The sequence below is a fragment of the Candidatus Woesearchaeota archaeon genome, from assembly GCA_016928155.1.
Lineage (GTDB): Archaea > Nanobdellota > Nanobdellia > Woesearchaeales > JAFGLG01 > JAFGLG01.
Genome location: JAFGLG010000007.1, coordinates 248236 through 271319, shown reverse-complemented (window position 1 = coordinate 271319; position 23084 = coordinate 248236). Strand labels below are relative to the sequence as shown.

The 23084-nt window shown below is 47.5% G+C and carries 14 protein-coding genes; 4 read left to right on the top strand and 10 right to left on the bottom strand.

The window, feature by feature from the left end; genetic code table 11:
* The 3 genes from JW968_04840 to JW968_04830 form a co-directional block, all read left to right on the top strand.
* Positions 1-4072, top strand: a 4072-nt coding sequence (locus tag JW968_04840) for a hypothetical protein (GenBank protein MBN1386269.1), incomplete at its 5' end; no start/stop codon positions are given.
* The gene (locus JW968_04835) at positions 4069-5046 is read left to right on the top strand and encodes a hypothetical protein (protein ID MBN1386268.1); all 978 of its coding nucleotides are present in this window, start codon (positions 4069-4071) and stop codon (positions 5044-5046) included. The genes JW968_04840 and JW968_04835, both read left to right, overlap by 4 nt.
* Positions 5010-7445 carry a hypothetical protein gene (locus JW968_04830; protein ID MBN1386267.1) on the top strand — a complete coding sequence of 812 codons (2436 nt, stop codon included), beginning with the start codon at positions 5010-5012 and terminating at the stop codon, positions 7443-7445. The genes JW968_04835 and JW968_04830 overlap by 37 nt, the downstream gene beginning before the upstream one ends.
* Before the next feature lie 116 nt (positions 7446-7561).
* Here JW968_04830 and JW968_04825 read toward each other — a convergent pair whose 3' ends face one another.
* Positions 7562-7846 (bottom strand): hypothetical protein, encoded by a 285-nt coding sequence (locus tag JW968_04825; GenBank protein MBN1386266.1) that lies wholly within the window; start codon positions 7844-7846, stop codon positions 7562-7564.
* Positions 7847-8171: 325 nt separating this feature from the next.
* On the opposite strand from JW968_04825, the gene JW968_04820 reads away from it, so the two are divergent.
* Positions 8172-9899, top strand: coding sequence for an ABC transporter ATP-binding protein (locus JW968_04820; GenBank protein MBN1386265.1), 1728 nt, complete (start codon positions 8172-8174; stop codon positions 9897-9899).
* Between the two features lie 6 nt (positions 9900-9905).
* On the opposite strand, the gene JW968_04815 is transcribed toward JW968_04820, so the two are convergent.
* From JW968_04815 to JW968_04775, 9 genes are all read right to left on the bottom strand, one after another.
* Positions 9906-10274 carry an iron-sulfur cluster assembly scaffold protein gene (locus JW968_04815; protein ID MBN1386264.1) on the bottom strand — a complete coding sequence of 123 codons (369 nt, stop codon included), beginning with the start codon at positions 10272-10274 and terminating at the stop codon, positions 9906-9908.
* A 221-nt stretch (positions 10275-10495) separates the two neighbouring features.
* Positions 10496-11638 carry a cysteine desulfurase NifS gene (gene nifS, locus JW968_04810; GenBank protein ID MBN1386263.1) on the bottom strand — a complete coding sequence of 381 codons (1143 nt, stop codon included), beginning with the start codon at positions 11636-11638 and terminating at the stop codon, positions 10496-10498.
* 38 nt (positions 11639-11676) lie between these two features.
* Positions 11677-11856 (bottom strand): hypothetical protein, encoded by a 180-nt coding sequence (locus tag JW968_04805; protein MBN1386262.1) that lies wholly within the window; start codon positions 11854-11856, stop codon positions 11677-11679.
* A 21-nt stretch (positions 11857-11877) separates the two neighbouring features.
* Positions 11878-12492 (bottom strand): hypothetical protein, encoded by a 615-nt coding sequence (locus JW968_04800; GenBank protein MBN1386261.1) that lies wholly within the window; start codon positions 12490-12492, stop codon positions 11878-11880.
* Entirely contained in the window at positions 12440-15622 is a 3183-nt protein-coding gene (locus JW968_04795; protein MBN1386260.1) for a hypothetical protein, read from the bottom strand. The genes JW968_04800 and JW968_04795 overlap by 53 nt, the downstream gene beginning before the upstream one ends.
* Complete coding sequence (locus JW968_04790) at positions 15619-16167, bottom strand: hypothetical protein (protein ID MBN1386259.1); 549 nt, start codon at positions 16165-16167, stop codon at positions 15619-15621. Before JW968_04790 ends, JW968_04795 begins: the two co-directional genes overlap by 4 nt.
* A 5-nt stretch (positions 16168-16172) precedes the next feature.
* Positions 16173-17225: a tetratricopeptide repeat protein gene (locus JW968_04785; protein ID MBN1386258.1), complete on the bottom strand. Its 1053-nt coding sequence runs from the start codon at positions 17223-17225 to the stop codon at positions 16173-16175.
* The gene (locus JW968_04780; GenBank protein ID MBN1386257.1) at positions 17218-20550 is read right to left on the bottom strand and encodes a hypothetical protein; all 3333 of its coding nucleotides are present in this window, start codon (positions 20548-20550) and stop codon (positions 17218-17220) included. Before JW968_04780 ends, JW968_04785 begins: the two co-directional genes overlap by 8 nt.
* Positions 20538-22778: a hypothetical protein gene (locus JW968_04775; protein MBN1386256.1), complete on the bottom strand. Its 2241-nt coding sequence runs from the start codon at positions 22776-22778 to the stop codon at positions 20538-20540. The genes JW968_04780 and JW968_04775 overlap by 13 nt, the downstream gene beginning before the upstream one ends.
* Between the last annotated feature and the right edge of the window lie 306 nt (positions 22779-23084).

Below are 23084 nucleotides of genomic sequence, written 5' to 3'. Positions count from 1 at the left end.
TGCATCATGCACTTTGCTGTTGGATGGAATCCAATATGGCCAGAATGTTTCTGTCTGGAACAACACTGCAACAAACATAACCTCATCTGAGATTCCTGACGGCAGATATTCGTGGCTGATTAACTGCACTGACCTAGCGGGAAACTCGGGTATTTCAGGCATAAGAGAAATCACAGTCGACACTCAGGGTCCTGCTGTTGCACTGATCAGTCCGCCGGATGATATTTCCACCTTCAATGCTTCACTCAACCTCAGCTGGCTGCCTACAGATCATCTTTCCGGATATCTGGACTGTTATGTGACAGTACAGCAGCCCGGATCTGCGCCCAGCACATCAGGGCCTTATGCCACTGCCAACAATACCCTTGGCAGCCAGGTAAACATCACCACAATAGAGGGCATATGGTTCTGGAATGTGACATGTGGGGATATTGCCGGCAATAATGCATCCAGCGAGACAAGGGCCTTCACAATAGATACAACAGCCCCTGTTGTTGTCTCCACAGACCCTGTTGATGGATACAACTCATCTGACAACACAACCGATTTTGGGTTCTATGCATATAACCATCAGAGCATGGCATTCAACTGCTCATTATATGTTGATGGTTCTGTATATGGCGCAAACACTTCTGTGCTGAACAACACACCGACTAATATAACTTCAGCTGAGATGACAGACGGGAATCATGAATGGTACATCAACTGCTCTGACCTTGCAGGCAACTGGAATGTTTCTGAGACAAGGTATATCACTGTTGATACACAGGATCCGATTGTTGTATTGAATACACCATATAATATGACTTATTCAAGTGCCACAAGTCAAAACCTCAACTGGACTGCTTTTGACAATAGTGACACAATGCTCAATTGTCTTCCTATCCCAATAAGACCAATTGGCAGTGGACCTCTATTACCTTGGGTTGATTCCCCTAATAGTACTGCAACCAATTATTCAATAAACACTAATGATCAAGGGTTATGGCATTGGAATGTGAATTGCACAGATAATGCAAATAATTATGGCTTGTCCGAAACATGGTATTTTGTTGTTGACAGGACAGCACCTGTAGTCGCCAACATCGCACCGCCAGACAGCACCTACACAAATGACAACACAACCACATTCACATTCAATTATACAGACGCTTTGAGCCCTAATGCAAGCTGTGCATTATATGCAAATGATACTACAACAACATATAACCTTGGAAGCGATGCTGCTGTATTGAACAACACCAATACAGGGATAACCTCAACAGAGCTTGCAGATAATGTCTATGACTGGTGGGTCAACTGCACAGATCTTGCCGGAAACACAGATACATCAGCACCTTGGACAATCACAATCGACACAGTCAATCCTGGAGTCTGGTTCAACAATCCAGCTGACGGCGAGAATTGGGTAGTGACCAACAGGACTATAAATGTGACTGCGAATGACACTCTTGCAGGTGTCGCATCTGTGGTCTTCAACATAACAAACTCTTCAAATGGCGCTTTTGTCACCCAGATTGCAGCAGCCCAGGATGGTGATTACTGGAGCGCGACATTCGATCCCAATCTCTATCCTGATTCCAACTACACTGTGACTGCAGCAGCAGCAGACAGGGCAGGCAATGTGAATGATACTGAGAAAAGATGGTTCATCATCAATACTGATCCGCCTGTTGTAGATATATTGTACCCAGCCAATGATTCCTACGTGCCTGAATATTTTGCCATCACTGGCAATGCCTCAGAAGGAGGGACAGGCATAACCTGGATAATGCTTGAGATTGAAGGCATCAACCACACTGCAGATTTCAATCCTGTTACCCTGGGCTGGGAGCTCGAATACCAGATGACAGGCGCTGACAGCTCAGTGCGGACAATAGACTCAGTATATATCAATGACACTTATGGCATAATCCATAGGCAGGTCATGAACTGGCGCATGACAAAGGATGTCTATAAACCAAATGCTGTCATAACATCTCCACTCGGAGGCTCAACCTTGATGGGCATGGTTGATGTGAACTTCACTGCTTATGATGAGAATGGGATTGAGGATTGTTATATTACAATCGATGGAAAACCGTACATACTGATCACAAATAAAATCTGGGAGAATTCGACACATCTTATCGGCGCATACAACTGGAACTCTTCTCTTGAGACAGACGGTTCTCACTCATTGCAGGTCATGTGCGAGGATGCAGCCCTGAATGAGATATTGAGCAACCAGGTGCTTGTCTATACAGAAAATGTCGACGACACTCCGCTTGCCACCCCACAGTTGAAATGGCCTGAGAATAATCACTGGCACAACAGCACGAACATAACCCTTGGATGGTATGATGTTACAGGTGAGGACCAATATCAGGTTGAGGTCACCAACCTCTCTGGTGGAGGGGGCATTGTTCCCCTATGTGGTGAGAATGTCACATCCAGTTCGGTTAAATATTTGAGTGATGGCAATTATTCATGGAGAGTAATGGCTTCAAGGAATATCGGCGGGGGAGCAATAACAAGCGAATGGAGCGAAATAAGAGTGTTCTGGATAGACACTACACGACCGAATGTTTATCCTGCCACATATTCAGAGAAGAACTCATTGAGCTTCATGTATACTATAATCGCAAACGACACTTTGGACAGCGAGCTTGAATGCAGGTATTCATTGTCAGATGTGCAATTCAGCTCAATGGCTGACCAGTTATCATTGATAAATGCATCATCAGGCGCTTATGCCTCTACTATAGGTGTGCCCTCAGATGGGTTATACACAATCTATTATGGATGCAGGGATGAAGCTAGCAATCTGAATTATTCAAGCAGCTCTGTGCTTGTTGATTCCTCAGCACCTTCTGTTGTCGAGATGGGCACCGATCTGGGCACTGAAAACCTTTACAATACTTTGCCTTCAATGCTTTATGCAGTCACAGACGAGAATGCATCCTGCAGATACTCGACAGGCGGCACATTGAATTATTCATTGATGACTGCAATGAATGACAACAACACTTATCACAATGCATCAATCACTCCGATGACAGGAACGAACCTTTACTACATCAAGTGCAATGACACTTCAGGACATCTGATGAATGATCCTGTGATGTACCTGTTCACAATGGATAATATACCTCCGCATATCACTAATATGGCGGTGTACCCTACAGTAGGCAACTGGTCTGAAGTCAATGTAAATATTCTGACAGATGAGAACACCTATTGCCAGTACAGCAATGATACCTTTACATATGGATCTGGCACTAATACCACGGACAATTCATATGGTTACAAACATCTGATATCCTTGACAAGCAATCCAGGCCTAAACCGCATTTTTCTGCTTTGCGCAGATGGGGCTGGAAATGTGGTTGATGAAGACGAGACAAGGGCTTATTATTATGATGTCTGGCCTCCGAATGCTACAGTGAATCCGCTTGACAACATCACGAATTCGCTCCAATTCAATGTCTCTTGGGCTGTGGACGAAGACTGGGGGATGGGTTCATATGATATCTGGGTCTATAATGGTTCATGGTATCTCTGGATGGATGATACCCCATTGACAAGTGCTGTATTCCTTGGTGTGGAGGGGCAGTCTTATGGATTCGAGGCAGTTGCCACTGATACAAGTGGCAATGAAGAGACAAGGAATATTGTGGAAGAGGCCAACACAACAATAGACACCACATATGGTCTTGTGTTGCTTGGGTTGCAGGCAACTAAGGCAAATGCTGTCGCTGATGGCTCTGATTATTGGGAATACCGGTTCCAGATAAGCCTCAATAACGGCAACACCAGGGCGAGGATGAGGCTTGATGATTGGTCATCGAATGGATATACAATACCTGTTGCAGGCTATGCAACCATGATATACACCAACAGCTCTGGCCAGCAGAGGGTTTATGATATCTCAAATGATTATCAGGATTTGCAGGTTGTCGACTCCTTGTTTGATGAGGATTCAAATTTGACAAACGGCATCCAGACTACATTAACATTAAGACAGATCCTGCCTCTCGGCACTCATGCTGGCACATATACAACAGACTACGGAATACAGGATTACCCATGAAAATGAAAAATATCCTCATCTGGCTGATGGTTTTGCTGGTCGCACCGCTGGTCCTGGCAGAGATCACAGGCACATTGGGTGGAGGCGGTGGTTCCCTGAGCGGAACAGTCGACGGCCTCACAGGAACAATGACCTGTGGTAATGGGGTCTGTGACTCTGGAGAGTCATATTCAAATTGCCCTGCGGATTGTCGTCGTCCATCAGGTGGCTCTCCTATCATCATGAAAGGAGGGGGCGGAGTCGCTGATAAAGGCGGTTTCGACTGCGAGCCTAATTGGACTTGCTCTGATTATGGGCCTTGCGGGTCTGATGATCTCCAGAGAAGGACCTGCACCGATGTAAATAAATGTGAGACTGGCATGAATATGCCTGCACTGACAAAATCATGCATATTCAGGCCGGCTGAGGAGAAGCCGGCGCAGAAGGCGCCGGAAATACCGACAGGAGCAGCTATTATAGTGCCTGAATCGCTGAATTTTATCGATAATATATGGGCTCTCATCATACTGATAATCGTTCTTTTCATATTGGTCTTCTCCCTGATAGAGATGCTTGTGAGTGCCAAGCGGAGGAAAGATCTCAGGGATGAGCTCAGGAAGGTGTCTGCCCAGGAATCAGAGATACTCACTGCGGTCGCTGACCAGAAGAAGATGCTGCAGGGGATCAGGGATGAGATACATTATCTTGAGGATTTCAATGTGCATTTCGCCCACGAGGATTTCTCTAAGCTTTTCCTTTACATCAAGCATGCCCTTGAGAGGGGAAGATCCAAGGAGCAGATCGCTGAGAGCCTTGTGAGTGCCGGCTGGGCAAGGCATATAGTGGATGTTGTCTTCGCAGAGGCCAGTAAGGTGCGTGATCTGCAGTTATATATCAGGAAAGCAAGGAATGCCGGCATCCCGGATGATAAGATAAGAGAGGTATTGCTGAACGTGGGATGGAGGAGAAGCATTGTCGATGCTTATCTGCGCTGATTATGGCTCTTTATCAGATATTTCCGACAAATGTCTATAACCAGGTCGAGGAGAACCGCCTTGTGTTCTACATCTTCGGCCGCACGATTGAGGGCCAGAAGGTCGTCTTGAAGGATGCTAATTTCTCTGTGAACATATTCGCCTGCCTCAGGCCTGATGCTGATGAGAAGCAGGCGCAGTCTGCAGTCTCTGAGATAATGATTGACGGTTCCAGGGTGGTGGATATCTCTTTTGTCGTCAATAAGGCTGATGCCGGTGAAGGCAGGAGATGCCTGGAGATCCGTACGAGGCACCATAATCTCAGGCAACTGTCCTCCCTCCTCATGGACACTGGGTTCTTTTCAGGGATGCTGGAGCATGATATACCTCTGGATGAGAAGTATCTGCTGGAGAATAATATATCCCCTTTGAGCCTGGTAGAGGTGGAGGGCGAGCAGGTTTCCGCGAAGATGAAGGTTCCTGTGATAAGGGTCAAGAGATATGTGTCGACAAACGGTGACACCATCGGGAATCTGAAGGTGCTCGCTTTTGATATCGAGGCATATAATCCGAAGGGGAGGAACACGAATCCTGATGCTTATCCGATCCTCATGATAAGCCTCTTCTCAGAAGGCTTCAGGAGATCCATAACATGGAAAAGGTTCGATGCAGATGATGTTGAGTTCGTGGATTCAGAGGCAGAGATGATACTGAGGTTCAAGCAGTTCATTGACCAGCAGGCTCCTGATGTGCTTGTCGGCTTTGATTCCGATTCCTTTGACTGGCCTTATATCAAGGCGAGGGCAGAGAAATACGGATTGAGGCTGGATTTCGGGATGGATTATTCCTCATTGGATCTCCAGAGGGGCCAGTTCATGATAAAAGGCCTGACCTGCCTTGATGTATTCAAGTACATAATCCGTCATTTCAGGGATGTCCTGAAGACAGACTCTTTTGATCTGGATTCCATAAGCAGGGAGCTGATCGGGCTTGGCAAGATCGATGCAGATATAGAGGACCTTTATAGGGTGTGGGAAGAGGAGCCAGCTGCGCTTGACAGATACTGCAGGTATAATCTGAGGGACGCTGAGCTGGCATTCAGGCTCTTTGGAAAGGTGAAGGAAGCGGTGATGGAGTTCAGCAAGATCTGCGGTATCAACATATTCGATGCCTGCTCTTTCGGTTTCTCACAGCTTGTCGAGAGCTATCTCATGAAGCAGGCGAAGGCATCAGGTCTCCTTATCCCGCAGAAGCCTTCATTCAGTGTATCGATGGCGAGGAAGGCGGAGCGTTTCAAGGGCGGATTTGTCAAGGAGCCGGACCCTGGTGTGTATCATGATGTTTATGTGTATGATTTCAGGTCTCTCTATCCGTCTATCATGCTCTCCGGGAATGTGGGGCCTGATACGATAGGCTGCGCATGCTGTGCAGGCAAGTCTGAAGTCTGGTTCTGCAGCAACAGGCAGAGCTTCTTCATGAAGTCGCTTGAGTCCATTGTGTCGAGGAGGATGAGGATAAAGGACCTCATCATGAGGCGTGAGTCAAGGGGTGAGTCATCTTCTGAAGCCCTGCATGTGCGTGAGAAGAATCTCAAGATACTGGCGAACGCTTTCTTTGGTTACCTCGGCTTCAGTTCTGCGAGATGGTATTCAGTCAAGGCAGCTGAAGAGGTGGCGAGGATCGGCAGGAAGCACATCCATGATGTCATAGATGAGCTCGAGCTCGATGGATTCAAGGTGCTTTACTCTGACACAGACAGTATTTTTGCATCTCCTGATCCTTCTGAGGTCGTGGCAAGGATAAATAAGGGTCTTCCTGATCCCATGAGCCTCGATCTTGAGGGTGTTTTCAGGACAGTTCTCTTTGTTCCGCTGAAAGAGGATGCCAAGGGTGCGAAGAAGAAATATGTCCTGGTGGATAAGGATGATAATCTGATCATAAAAGGTTTTGAGACCATCCGCAGCAATGTGAGCCCTTTCATCAGGGATGTGCAGAAGGATATCCTGGGAGCTCTGCTCATCCGGGATGATCTTGAGGGTGCCTTGGGCCTGCTCAGGGATGCGATTGGCAGGATCAAGGATAAGGCAGTCGATATTGACCAGATGGTGCTTTCTACCAAGGTTACGCGGGAGCTGGACAAGTATGAGACAATAGCTCCGCATGTCGCTGTTGCCCAGAAGCTGAAGGACCGCGGGTATTCCATAAAGCCCGGCATGATGATTAGTTATGTCATCATGGGTAAAGAAGGACTGATAAGGGAGCGTGCTGTGCCTATTGAGGATGCTCAGGATTATGATGATGAGTATTATATTGATAACCAGCTCATCCCTTCTGTTGAGCGGATTTTTGAGGTCTTCGGCATTTCAAGGGAGAAACTGCTGGAGAATCTGGACCAGAAAGATCTCGGTGGATTCTTATAGCCTTGATCACTGCCTCGATTATTGGCTCAATTACTGTCTCAATTGTGGTCTAAGTAATGCGTTCAATGCCAAACAGGAAGTGCCGGCCATGCCGGTCAACTCTCTTCCTCAGCGGCTCAGTTGAAATGCGACCAGCAAAGAAATTCTCTTCCGGTATTCTCTGATTTCCTGTAAAGGTTAATCTTGTGATTGGCAATATCAAATTTTGCGAACAGGCCTTCAGGGTGCTTCAGGATATAGGTTCCGTCACCCCAGAAATCAGTTGCCTCATTCAGGAAATCCAGGAACTTCTTCTTTGAAGTCGCAGCATTAGGACTGATATACAGCCTGCTGTATTTGAATGGGCTTGTATGGGTCTTCTTGACCTGCATCACAGTAAAGCTTGTTGCGAACATTGACATATAAGGTTAACTAAAAGGGGTTCTCTTTATAAATGTTTGGTGCCTAACTGAACAAATTAATTATTTATAATATAGAAATAAATTAATCCCATGACAGAATCCATTCTTTGGATTGTTCAATCTTTCAATCTTAAGACCATCTAAAATATCATGTGGGACATTTATCTGTAGAATCTCTTAAATAATCTACCTTATCTTAAGAATATCTGTTACATAGTGTTATGCCTTTTCTTGTTTAATATTTTTTTATATTTTATAATATATATTATCAAACAATTCTTTTTGGATATATAAATTTAAATAGTAAATTTGCCTGATTAGAGGCATGGGCACACCAGAAAAATACATGATAAGATACTCGACCCTTGATTTCCTGAAAGATTATTGGCACTATCTCAATGGATACAGGGCAGCTTTTATTTTCTATATCCTGCTGAGATATATCTCAGGCACAGGACCGTTCCTTATCGCCTACCTGCTCGGAAAAGTCATTGACTTCATAACATCCCCTTCAAAGGTGTACACTGAACTGCATATCCTGGTGCTGCTGATAGCACTTACAGGATTACTTCAGGTGCTGCTGAGATTCCATGCAAAGATACACCTTTATGATATATCTGCCAGCATCAGGAAAAAAGCCAGACTGGACGCTGTCAATTCTCTGCTGGGGATGGGCCTTGACTGGCATGGCAAGGAGAATTCAGGCAAGAGGCTCGAAAGGATTAATAGCGGAGCAGATAAGATACAGCAGTTCATGAATCTCCTCGCCAATGATGGCATCGAGATACTGGTCGGAATAACCCTGAGCATGATGATATTCCCGCCCATAAGCCCATCATATGCTGCTTTCGCTGTCCTTTTCGGCATGTTCTATATCGTGGTGATGCTCCTCTTCAACAGGAAGATAGAATATTGGAACCACAGGCTCAGCGAGGCAAAGGAAGATGTCACAGGCAGGCTGCAGGAGGCTTCAGCAAACATCCTGACAGTCAAGAGCCTCGGCTCAGAGACATCCTTCCACAGGTATTCTGAAAAGTCAGAGCAGAGACTCCATAGGACATACCTAGACGCAAAAAAGGTCTCACAGCTGAAGAGCAAGATAATCAAGTCCTCAGCAGCCGTAATATACGCGCTCTTCATCCTTCTGCTTGCCAGGCATGCTATCCTCGGCATCATAACTGTCGGTTCAGTGCTGACATATGCAGTGTATTTCGAGAAGCTGAGATCCTCTCTGGATAAGGCATCAGACAAATGGCCTGAGTTCCTTGAGATAAAGAACCGCTTCAGCAGGATGGTGTCAATCACCCAGATGAAGACGCAGCAAGCAGAATGGGAAAAGTTCCCGGATGATTGGCAATCCATCATTATAGACCATGTCTCATGCAGGATCGGCAGGAAGAATATCCTGACTGACATAACATATGAGATAAAGCGGGGTGAAAAGATAGGCATCGCAGGAAGATGCGGAGCAGGAAAATCCTCTCTCGTGAAGATCCTCTTGGGCCTCTCGAAGCCTAACAGCGGTAAGATTATCATCTCAGGCAAGGACATATCTTCAATAAGGCCCAATGATCTGCTTGGCAGGATATCAGCTGTGCCTCAGGAATGCGAACTTTTCGACATGAGCTTCAGCGAGAACATAACCATGGGCAAAAGATTCAACAGCAGGCTTTTCCGGGAATGCATAATGATATCCCATCTGGACGATGTCATAAGGAAGCTCCCTGAAGGGATAAAAACAGGCATAGGAGAGAAGGGTTACAGGCTCAGCGGAGGCGAGAAGCAGAGGATAAACATCGCGAGGGCGCTGTACAGGGAACCGCAGGTGCTCATAATGGATGAATCCACATCCAATCTCGATATGGGTACAGAATCTGTGATACTGGACAACATCTCAAAGCTTGACATCACGCTCATCTTCATCGCTCACCGCCTCAAGAGCCTCAGGTGGCTGGATGAGATACTTGTGCTGGATAAAGGGCTGAAGGAGACAGGGTCCTATCCTGCGCTTCTCAGGAAAAAGGGCCATTTCTATAGTTTGCTGAAGAACTAGCCAATCTCAGCCCATCTTGTCCCTGTAATCCCTGATAGCGGCCTGAAGCCCGTCAATCGCAAGCTTGCTGCAGTGCATCTTGAGCATCGGAAGCCCGCCCAATGAATCGACCACATCCTTGAATGTGATCTTCTCAGCCTCGTCAAGTGTCTTGCCTCTTGCAAGCTCTGTGACCATCGAACTCGTCGCTATCGCTGCTGCGCATCCCATTGTCTCGAAGCCTATATCGACAATCCTGTCCTCCTTGACCTTGATGTACAGGTGCATGACGTCGCCGCATCTTATATTGCCGACTTCTCCGACTGCATCATAGCTCTCAGGCTTCCCCTTGTTCTTCGGGTTTGTGAAATGATCCATTACTTCCTTTGTGTACATCTTATCACCATTTCTTCTGATTATTTTGGATTTGGTGGATTCTGCCAGGCTTATGTAATGGTTGGAAAATTGAGGTCTGATAATGTCTGATCAAAATTGCTCTGCAATTTTGTCTGCAATATGCAGGCCTCGGTTTGGCCGAGGTAAATCATCTGACTTCCCTCAATTTTCATCCTGGTTCACAGCGAGGCGACCACAGATGAAAAATTTTTGACAGGCTTTCACTTGAACGGGCTTATCTTCCTGAGGTTCTCTATGATCGGCTTTAGCTCGTCGACGCAGTAATCTATGTCCCCTTCTGTCGTATATCTGCTGAGCGTGAACCTTATTGAGCCGTGCGAATCCTCTGGAGGCAGCCCGAGTGCTGTTATCACATGGCTCGGTTCTAAGCTCTGCGAGCTGCATGCGCTCCCTGTGCTGACCTGTATTCCTTTAAGGTCAAGGTGCAGCATTATGCTCTCCCCTTCTATCCTGCTGAATGTGATGTTTGCATTGTTGCACAGCCTTTTCTTCGGATGCCCATTGAGCCTCGTGTCAGGTATCTCATCAAGCACTCTTCTTATGATCCTGTCCCTGAGCATCATGATCCTTTCCTTGTCTATCCCGCTCGAGATCCTTACTGCTTCTGCGAAGCCGACTATGCCTGGCACATTCTCTGTCCCGGGCCTCATCCTGAACTCATGCTCTCCGCCTGAGGACACTGGCTTTATTCCGGTGCCTTTCCTGATATAGAGCGCTCCGATGCCTTTCGGTCCATGTATCTTGTGCGCACTCATGCTGATGAGATCAGCAGGGATCTTCCTGACATCAATCTCCTCTTTTGTGAAGCTCTGCACAGCATCTGTATGGAATATCACATTCTTCTCCTTGCATATCTCCCCTATGCCCTTTATGTCCTGCACTGTCCCTATCTCATTGTTGCCGTGGATTACAGATACGAGAGCAGTGTCGTCTTTGATTGAAGCCTCGAGCTGATCCATATCGACCAGCCCATACTTGTCGACGTCAAGCCATGTGACCCCGTATCCATTCTTCTCAAGCTCCCGGCATGTTTTCAGCACAGCCGGATGTTCTATCCTTGATGTGATGATGTGCCTCTTGTCAGGATTCGCTTTAAGAACCCCTCTTATCGCAAGATTGTCTGACTCTGTGCCGCCGCTCGTGAATATTATCTCTTCCGGTCCGGCATTCAGTCTCCTGGCGATGGTCTCCCTGGATTTCTCGACTGCCTCACGCGCTCTTTGGCCTGGTGTATGGGTGCTGGACGGGTTCCCGTAGTCATCTGTGTAGTAGGGCTTCATTGCCTTCAGCACTTCGTCTGCGACTCTGGTAGTGGCGCCGTTATCAAGATATACCTCTCTCATAAGAACTTAAACATTGTTAAGATTTATATGTTTTACTGTTATTTCTCTTTTTTATCAGGCTTCCTGAACATCTTCCTGGTCAGCTCATCCACTTCTTCCTGGAACTCCTTATCCTCATTATCCAGCTCTCTGGCGCTCTTATAGGGCTCTTCCAGCCCTTCGTATTCCTTTGCACCATCCTGGGCTTCTTCTGCCAATGTCTTCTTCTTACGCTCCATTTCAGCACCTATCCTGCGGATTCATTTAAAAAGCCTGGATATCGCATCGAGATCCGGTCCTGCCGGGGGGATCGGTGGCGCAGACAGGATGCTCTCTATGTCCTCTTCATCTGTGCTCCCTTCAGGATTACCTTTCTCAGTGTCATCATTTTCTATGCTCTGTTTTTCTATGTCTTCTTTCTCTATATCATCTTGCCCTTCTGCCTGTATGCCTGCTTTGTCATGCGCGCTATCCATCTTTCTATCATCAGCTTCCATGTATCCTGGATCCTTTTTTGCCATATCTCCTGTATCTGTCTCTTTTATCTCCCTGTCATATTCCTGCACCGTAAGCCTGACCTCTTCTGATTTTGCCCTGAGCTTCTTCCTGAACTCTTCCCATCTCGCATTGAGATCATCGAGCTCTTTCTTGAATGCCAGTTGATCCCTGACTTCAGGGCTGTTGAGCTCTTCTGCCTTGAATGACAGCTTGCAGTGCAGGCAGACATACCTGAATTCATCATTGCCCCTGACAATGCCCCCGCATACGGGGCAGCCATTGTCCACGCCGATTATGTTCTTCGTGCTTTCCGCATCCAACTTCTCAGTATCCATATTGTTCCTCATGCCATCCCTCTTCATATTGGTCGCCGTCATTGACTTCCCTGCAGAGATGGGAGCCCGGCCCCATGTCATTGCCGAAGCAGTTCTCCGGGTCCATATCCTTGAAGTTGATGCATACTTTCGTGATGAGTGATGTTGATGTGTTTATGATGAACTCACTCACAGACGGCTGCATCGTTCTTCCTCCCACAGCGGCCATGAGCTCTATTGTTTCATTACTTTCCCCTTCTTCATCCTCATCCGGGTCTATCATCTCCTCATGGTCATACTCCTCGTAGAACAGCGGTTTCGCATCCACTTCAAAATCAAGGTAACATGTCCCCGGGTTCACGCTGAAAGAGAGCTTGTAAAGATACATCTCCTCTGCATCCTCGTCGGAATAATTGTAGAATGTTGTCCTCTCAGCTTCTATGTGTGCGCTTGCCCCCAGCATTGAATCTGCTGAGAAGGCGAATCCGTACTGATCTGTGTCAGATACTGGATTGTCCACTTGGCATATCTGCGAGCTCCACCCCTGTATCCCGTAGAGCAGGTAACCCCATTCCTGTGCGCTGAAATCTATCCATGCCTCTTCCTCTGCAGGGTCATACAGGAAGCCTTCGAGGTTTGGATATCCTGATGTTGCCTCTATCCACTGGCTTAGTATCTGTCCTATGTTCGTAAGCCACGCAGACCAGCTGGGAGTACTGCCGAACCTGGCATTATAATCGTCTAGGCCATATTGGTCCTTGTATGTCGTGTTGCTCCCGCATGCGTATATCTCATTTTTAAGGGTGCAGAATTGCGTATCAAATAGGATGAAATCATGGTCATAATAGCACCATGTGTTGTTGCCTATGCTGCTGCATGGACCACCGCCTGACTGCGCATTACCCTTGGCTGTTCCCATGAGGTCTCCTGTGTAGTCCTGTCCGTTGAATGTAGTGCCTGACATCGTTGTCATGTGAGCCCCAATGCCGAGGTAGCTTTGGGAGAACCCGTGATATGAAGCTGAGCAGCCATTTGCTCCGCAGTTCACCTGTATGCTGGTATCACCATAATCCATTGTGCACCTGCTTCCGCCTGACCATTTGCATCCATCCAGGGAAACACCATTGGGATTTTGTTCATTCGGCGGCATGAAGAAATTGCCTTCGGAATCTACATGGGCTCCTCCAGCGAACATCTGATCCACATCAGTCATGTCATGACTATTGCCCTTCGGATCTGTCCACGTGTATGAGGCGTTCCCTCCTGTGGGTGTGATCCGATTCACTCCGGCGCCATAGCTCTGATACTGCCCGACAACTGAATTGTCTCCGGTCTTTGTCCCGTCTGCGCCTGTGGCTGGCCTGTTCACCCAGATATTGCCCTTGTCATCAGTCCATGTGATTGACCCTTCAGGTATCTGCCCTGGTTTGAATCCGCCAGCGCCCTGCAGGTTGATATAGTTACCCAAAGCTGTTCCTCCTCTCAGGTCAAACACTGTGTTGCCTGCTATGCCATATCCTGAATTTGCTGTGCCACTATTGAGGCTGAGTACGCTGTTTATTGTCTGCTGGCTGTTCATTGCGCCGAAATCCTGCTGGCCGACAGGTATCATAGTCAATGCATTTTGGTTATTCTTACTGTTCCCGATAAGGAAATTCATAGGTCCGTCTTTTGTCTGCAGTGTAATCACAGCATTTTGAGGTATGTTGGCCAGCATTGCATCCCTGTCTTTATATGTTTCCTGCCAGTTTCCTGTCAGTGCGCCCATGTTGACATAGGTGGTTCCGCCGGGAACATCGACCATTCTGCCATCTGGCAGGGTCATCGAGCTTTTTTCTGTTGTTATGCTTGCGAAGTTAGCTGTGCTTCCTCCCCCTAAAGTCAATGCTACATTGTCAACAGTCTGTACCCCGAAACCTAGATTACCCCCTATTATGGCATTGTTTATTCTTGCATCAGATGTGCTGAATCCATATTTTTCCAGTATTGCAAGCGTATTGTCCAGCTCACCTCTCTTTGCCTGTTCAAATCCTTTCAGTGCATCCATTGCCTTAGTGGATACAGCCGGCTGGAAATCCTTGCCCTGTATCTGCCTCATCCTGCCGTCATCGCCGTAGAAGCTTAGCTGGAATGTATCTCCTGTCTGATGGCCCCATATCTGTCCGGTGCTGTCCCCGCTTTTTGTCATCATCAGATTGTCTGTCTGCTTGCCGTCGCTGAAAGTGAGATAATCACCTTTTTTATAATCTGACAGGGGCTTGAAACCCTTGAATTCCCCTTCTTTCCCCTCAGGCAGCCTGAAGCCATCCTGCTTCAGATCAATATCATTATTTATATTTGTCCAGATCCTGATCCCTTTGTCATCAGCAGATAGGCCGTACTGATACTCTGCGCCAGCTATCTGCGCTTGGTTTTTTTCAGTTCTCCTATAAAACATATAATTGTCAAAATCTTCCCCGGCAGGTTTTCCAATCTGGTCAAGCGTATCATAGACCTTGAATTCTCCATTTTCATAACGGATATTATACTTCCTGTCGCCGACAAGATTCAGGCTCGTGGCATCTATGCCTTGTGATCCCATAAGGTCTCCAATCTCATTTCCGCTGAACACAGAATCCGGTTTCAGTGCCTTTTCCTCAAGCCCTGTCACTGAGGATGGTGGTCCTGATGAGGGTGGTGATGTGTCCCCTCCTGTTCCTCCTGATGGTCCATCTTGTTTAGAGATGATTGGGGAACCAGCTGATCCTGTAACTGTTTCAATACTTATTGGTTCATCTTCTTTTCTCCCTGGAGTAGCCAATTGCCTTTGTCTGTTAATCTCTGCCTCTAATGTGCTTGTGAACTGTGCAGGGTCTGGTCGCCAGTCCTTGGGCCTGTAGTATTGGCTGAATTCTTCTTGACCCATATACTTTGTCCTTATGTAATCTTGTCTCCACCAGCTGTTTTCTTCTTCGGAGAGGAAATGCCACCTAATATTATTGTAGGCATCCGGAATTGAATTTGCATCACCAACAAGGTAAAGCAGCTCGTTATTTCCGTATAGGTCTTGCCAGTTATTGCCATTATTGCAGAAGTGATAGTTGTGGCCAGCTCTTGATACTTGTATCTCTACAATGCAGTAATCATCTGCAGATATTGCTGATGCTACAATTATTAATAATACAACAATCCATAATATGCTCTTCTTCTTCATTCTATCGTGAATCTCTTTGACAGCTTGACTGCGTCTCCTGTCATCTTATCGTATACGAACTGTTCTAATGTGTATTCTCCGGACGGGAAATGTGAGGGCACTGAAAATTGTGTCTTCACCGGTATCGCTCCATAATCCGCTTCGAATTCAAAAACCTCGTCGAAGATGTTCTTCCTGCTCAGCTGAGGCACAAGCTGTCCTTCCGGATCTGAGACCTGCACATCTGATGTGAGCTCTGTGCGATATCCGGTCGGAGTTTCGGCTGTCTTATATCCTATGACCTCAAAATACAGGAAAATGTCATCACCTGCATTGTACGCTGCTGTGGGATTGGGCTCAAAGTTATAGTCGTCATCCACATAGTATGCGAACTGCGCATTTGATATCGTCAGGCTCTGTGAAGTGCCTGTCTTCTGCATGGACTCAGTGAGGAAGACTATCATGAAGACAAGGATTATCACGAATATGCCTGAGACTATCGCTCCCATCTTCCTCTCTGTCTCATAGACTTTCGGTGCCGGCGGTCTTGGTAGTTTTCTTGCCATTATTATCACACTTCCAGGCTCTTCTTGGCCCTGGCATATGCCTCTTGGTAGATGAAATTCGAAGGATCGAGCACGATGCTCTTCTCGAGCTCATACACTGCCTTGTCATACTGCTGCTGCTCCATGAACACAAGCCCGATCCCGAAATAGGGATTAGGGAAATCCGGGTTTATCTTCAGCGATTCCCTGAACTCTGCAAGCGCCCTCTCGTGCATCCCTTTCTTTAGATAAGCGAATCCCAGGTTGTTTATTGTCTTGTAGTTGTATGACTTGAGCTCCTTTGCTATGACGAAATTCCTTATTGCCTCATCATAGTTCCCTGTCTCATAATAATACATCCCGAGGTTGCTGTATGCCACATCAAATGTGGGATCCTTCGCTATAGCATTGTTGTAATACTGCGTCGCTGTGGACATGTCCCCTTTCCGGGCATAGAGGTATCCGAGGTCGTTGTAGAGCTCGGGATTGTCCGGATCCAATTCCATGGCAACCCTGTATTCAGACTCTGCCTCGTCATAGAGCCCTTTTGCCTCGAGGGCATCTGCAAGGAAGTTGTGGGCATCTGCGCTGTTGGGCTCCTCATCTATGATGACCCTGAGGTTCACTATGGCATTGTCAAGATAATCGACGCGCTGCTGGTATGAATTCTGCGTCTTCTCTGCATTCTGAAGATCCTTCATCACATTGTCTATCCTGTCCTGCACATTCTTTGGGATCTTTGGGGTTTCAGGCTCAGGCTGGAATATAACCGGAGTCACCCCTTCAGTCATAGGAGCCTGTATCATCCCTTCGTCCACTGTCCTGCTGAAGTACATGAAGACAGCCAGCGAGACTGTGACCACTGCTAGTATTATCATTATTTTCATCGCAAGCGGATGCTTGTGTATGGGCACCTGCTGGACAATAGGATGAGTATCTATACCATGCATCGCTGCATCTACAGCTATGTTGACGTCCTGCTCGTGGTATCCATATCTTATCAGATAGTCCCGGATCTGATCTATGGTGAAGCCGTTCTGCAGCTGTTCCCTGATATACTCAACCAGTGTTTCAGTCATCGTCCATCTGTTTTGTTATGTTCTCGAACCTTTCTATTGTCTGCTCACAGGCTGTCTGGCTGTCGAAGTCAAAGGTCTGGCCCTCCCAGTATCCTTCACATTCCTTCTTGCCCATATCTACTCCCAGGTCGCATGCCACATCCACCATCATATTGAGCCAGTTGATGACATTGCACGCGAAGCATCCTGTTCCTGTAGCTTTCTCCTTGCATATCCCAGTGCAGGTGAATTTGACAACTCTCAGGGCAAAGACGCCTGTGTCAGAGAATGCAGCTATTATGTTCTGGCCGAGCGAGGAGATAGCTGCTGCAAATGGTATCATGTTGAATATCTGGCCCCAGAGGAACATGCACTGCTCATATTCCCTCCTCTGGTCGCACAGGTATTTTGGCGTGCCATAAGGGACTGCCATCAGGCAGTCTGCATAGCTGCACTCGATGCCTCTCCACTTCTGCCCGTTATAGACGATACCCGGCAGGCACAGGAATATTATCGAATATATCATGCTCTCCTTAATCACAGTGTTCCCGAACCACCCGTATCCTGCTCCGGCTCTTGTGTAAAAAGTCCCGTACTCGCCTCTTCCGCCAGGGTCAGTGTTGCCTTCTGATGGTTCAGCGCCAGTAGATGGTTCAGTCATGCCAGCAGTCCCCATCTGTTTATTCAGGTCATCTTTCACTGTCTTCTCATTTGTGTATCTGCAGCTAAGGTAATTGCAGTACTTCTTCACCTGGACATATGTCTGCGCCAGGGACTGATCCGTTGTCTCATGGGCGACATTAGATGTCTGCCTCGCCGGTTCACAGAAAGACATTGATCCAGGATTGTTCGCGCAGTTGGTCAGTATCGCGACTGACATGCTGTAGGCATCAGAGAGTTTCTTGATCCAGTCAACCAGGGAGCAAAAAGCCTCGAGGACCTTTATCAGACCCTCGATGTCATCCATCCATTCTCCCCACTCCGAGGTGATGCCCTCCATGACTTTCTTGAGCTCCTCATAAAGCTCGTCACCGACCTCACCATAAGGCAGGTTGTAATATTCTATCTCTATAGTGATATTTTCGATCTCAGGCCCGTAGATCGTCTTGCCGTCAAGTATCGAAAGGATGCCTATCGGGCATTTCACCTCGACAGTATCGTCCTCCGGAGCAACAGTATAAAGATTGTACTTGAGGAACATGTTGTATGGCAGGCTTCCGGGCTCTGTCGGCGTGTTGAAGTCGACAATCTCAGGGTATGGGCCCCAGATGATGTCCTCTGCGCTTATGTCCTCGTCGTCCTCTGTGGTGACATTGTAGCACGCGTCTGCGATATAGATATAGTACGGCCAGTTGTCTGGCTTCGTGGAAGTCAGCTGTATTGGCCAGTACTGGAACATGATATACCTTTCGAGCATCTGCTTGTCTATGGGGTTGGGGCTGGGATCGCCTTTGGAATGCCTCCACAGGTCCTGGCTCTCGTTCTCCATCCTGTAGACGAATATCTCGAGTTCCTTGGTCTGGTAATTCCCCACGATGTCTGATGCATTCAGGTAGAACTTGTAGTTCCTGCCTCCGGTGACGTTTATGTAGGTCGCGAACAGGCATTCGCTTTTCCTCGGGGATACGACTATGCAGTCGCCCGGCCAGAAGTCCGGCCCGTTCAGCTCTGTGAAGTTGGCATACACCATTGTCTCCGGGCTGACTGTGTCATATATTGTAGCATTTATGATCAGCAGATCATCCTTGACGACGATTGTGAGGTTGGTCTGGTTTATTATGTCAGGCTGGTTGAACCATTGGGAGCCTGTGGTGTTCATCACAACCTCCGTGATATACGGCGGCTTGCTGTCGACTATGATGTCGCCGGTCATATTCCCACGGACCGGATTGCCCATGTTGTCAGCGCTGTCCGGGCTTATCCTCAGCTTGCCTTCTGTGCCGTCTGCTGCGTCGCATGTCCTGTTGTACCAGAAGCATGTCTGGTCTGCTGAGCAGTTGTCTGCCTGGTCCTTGCCGGAGCCTCCGCAGACGCTGAAATCCATGAAGACATTCCTGTAGTCAATGCCGGATTCTAGCTCAATGAACTGCGCGTAATAATCCATCTCCTGCGGCCCGACATAATATGTCCCATTCAGGGGCATTATGTATGGTGCCACGATGGTGACATTCGGCCTTATGTTGTCGAGATAGACATTCCAGCTCGCTTCTGTGATGACCTCATTGCCTGCGATGTCTGATATGTTGAAGACGATGATGGCTGAAATGCTCTCCTCCACCTTTACCTCCACATTGCTCCATTTGCACTTGTATTTCTCGTCCCTCTGCGTGCATGAGCCTTTCTTGTAGCTGTGCCTCGATCCGCTGAGGTTGCCGAAATCTGCCCAGATATTGCTTGTATCCAGCCCCGTGTCATCCTCAGTTATGTTGAGGAATACATCAGCGGTGGTCCCCTGCTCATTGACCCAGTAAAGAGGTGACCCGTTCTTGAGGTTCACGCTGAATCCCGTGAGCTCAGGGAGGTTGAAATCTGTGGTCAGGGCAGTGCATTTTTTCTCTCCTGTCTGGCCGAAATTGTCTGTGCCGTACAGGCATATCTGTGTTGTGCCTGTATCTGTAGTGAATGCTGTGGCCGGGAGCTTCTCGCTCATGCTCACCCTGCATGTCGTCTTGTTGACAGCGAGCTGGCCGAGTTCTGTACCGCCTGAAAGTATGGTCACATATGCCGTGCCTACGCACTTTGCGGTGTCAGTGTTGCTGTAGGCATGGTCTTCGACGACAAAGTCAAGGGATATGTTGTCTTCCGGGCCCGCGACTGCCGGCGAGATAGAGAAGGATTTTATCTCCGGTGCCTTGTTGTCGACATGGTATGTCACTATCCTTGATGCGACCACCTCGTCATTCTCATCCTCAAGCTCGATCTTCAGTGTGTGCGTATCTGGCACGATCGGCCCGTCCCTGCTTGACGGCGTGTAGTAGCATTTGAAGAAATTGTTCGGCAGGGGCTCGCATGTGTGGAACCATTGGTTCGAGACTTTGACCCTCGTGGCCATCTCTTCTGCTGTCATGTTCGTCTCATCGGTCCTGACTTCAGTGATTATATATGTGTAGTCAAGCGCTTTCCTGTAGTCATATATCATGTTCTCGCCGAATACATGCGTCTCCCTTACCATCGGAGCAGCCATGGCCTCTGAGATATAGAACGGGAGCGATATGATGAGGAATATGAAGAACAGCGCCCTCCTCTGCATCATATGCGCTTTGTTCATATTATTGTTCATCTTATCGTTCATCTTGTTCATATTATTGTTAATCTTGTTGTTAATCCTGTTGTTCATCTTATCCATCTCGGCTCCAGGCTGTTCCTGTAGACTTTTGAAAGGTTATCCTTCTGGTTCAGCGTGTTCAGGTCGTCATACACCAGTGTATTCTCCTTGATGCCTGACCCGGGCATCCCGACAGCGAAGAAGCTTACTGTCTTGCTCTGGTACAGGTCAGATGCCTTGACTTCCCACAGCTGGGTCTCATCCACCTGGTATGACTGGGGCATGGTGCCGTTTGTCGTGTTCTCTGTGTCATACATGTATATCGGGCCCATATGCAACCCTCCTGATGGGAATGTCTTGTTGAAGACTATTTCTGGCAGTATTATCTTCTCGCAGTCAGTGAACAATGTGCCCCCTTCGCATCTCTCCTCTTCTGGTATGATGACTGCCTCCTGGCTTCCTGCAGGTAGGTTGTATATGAGGTTTATGTCCACCTGGTATTTCCCCGGCACAAGCTTGATCATTGTCGGGTCTGTCTGGTTGCCGTAGAATATGCCTGTGGTGCTGAAGTCCGGCTCCAATGGATCCTCCTTCACCTTGTCTATCTGGACAATGGCCATCTCTGTGTCGTAAAGTCTTCTCGGCGTATCTATGAATGTCCACATATTCCCGAATTTCTCGACTGGCTTCTTGAGCACATTGAAGGTTATCTCCTTCTCCGGCACCATGGGTATCCTGAAATCCTCATTCTCATCAATCTGGGTGTCATATCTTATCGGCACAGAGAAGTACCCAAACTTGTCTGCCATTATGTAACCCCCCAGGCATATGGGGTATTTTGAGGTGAAGTCTGCCTTGGTGCCCATGCTGTTCATCTCTGTGAATCCTATTGCGCATGTCTCGTCTCCGCACCTGTATGAGATGCCGACCTCATCCACAGGCTCATTTGTGATTTTATCATATGTCTCAGTCGTTATGTTGCCTGAGTCCCTCATATTATAGTTGCAGAGCATTGTGCCGAACTGCTGGGCCTCTGTGCTCATGTCGACATAGCCTGCGTTCATGTAGCCGTTGTCTCTCAGGTTCCCTTCGAGGGCGAACATGAACCTGTATCCTTCCCCGTTGAATGCCTCGTGGTCATATATCTCGACGACAACAGGGAATGACAGGTCATAATAGTACAGGTATCTCTGTATGCTTATGGGCAGTATTCCTGTGTTCATCATGAACTCAGGCATGATCAGCTCGCCTTTTGCCCCCCTGCCTGTCAGGTCGAAGTATATCGGCCACCAGTCGAGGTAGAAGAACCTGACTGACATGTTGGAGAATTCTGTCTCGTGCTCTCCTGTGATCGCAAGGTCTGACAGCTTGTATACGCCCTGCGTGAAGATGTTGCTCTCGTTCCTTGCCTGGTAATTCCTCGTGCCAGGTATCTGGAAGAGCGGCATGAATGAGACGAGTATGTCCTCGACCTTTTCGCGCACTTCGGATTTTCTCCAGTGCACGAAATTCATGGGCCCCCATTCAGATGCAGCAATCGGCGGAAGCTTGTTCTCGTCCACGCCTGAATATATAGAGATGATGTTCTTAGCCTCTTTCTCGAGGAATGAGAAGTTTGCCTGCGCAAGGGTCAATTTTGTCCCTGTCCTGTATATGGTGAGGAATTTGACAGGAAGTGCATTCGTGAATCTCTCGAGCCTGTATGTCTGCTCGCCTTTCTGTATGTCCAATGGGTATCTTACATTGAATATTATGTCCTTCTCTGTGAACTTCACTTCAGTGGATATGTTATATAGGTCCCTGAATATGTACCCCTGCCCCTGGAAATCCTCGAACTGCCTCAGGCAAGACCTGAGCCTCTTGTCCATATAATCCTGGAGCTGTATCTGGATAGAGTTGGGCCCGTAGAGCGGGGGCCTCTGGGTGTCGAACTCGCATCCGCCTGAGCATGAGTTCGGCGAGCTCAGGTGCCACCAATAAGGGATCTCGAATTCATAGTCAGGATAGAACTTCAATGCTTTGCCTGATGTAGGGTCAGGGTTTGATATTATGCCTGCTTCTTCGAGGCTTATGTATCCACCTTGCATCCCGAGCTTGCGCAGGCCATCCTTGCCGACTGATTCTATGCAGTCTGTGATGAAAGAGCTTACCGGCCTGACTTCTATCGGCGCTTTCTCTATTGTCTCTGCTTTTCCGGTCTCAAACTCAGACTCCTGTCTGATGACTGTGATATATATAATAATAGAGAACGCGATGAGGAGTATCAATCCTGCTATTATAAATACTGTTATCTGGCCTCTTTTTCCCATCAATCTCCCCTAATCACAATATTGCAAACACAATATTATTAAAGCAAATTCTCCTCTGATTTAAAAAGTTTCTTTTTTTCATATGTTCGATTGTGTTCTATTTTAGAGTAGTGAAAAAATTATTTCAAGTGGACCTACCTGATAAGATCAGAATTACTGCTGTGGGTGTGACACAGGATGGTTTATTCATATTATCATATACCTCGCTTCCTTGCCATATTTTTTCTATCCAAGAGTAATGAAAGTCTGAGAGCCCGTTTTTCAGACCTTATACGCCTTGCATTTTACCATGTCCCAAAAAAGTCA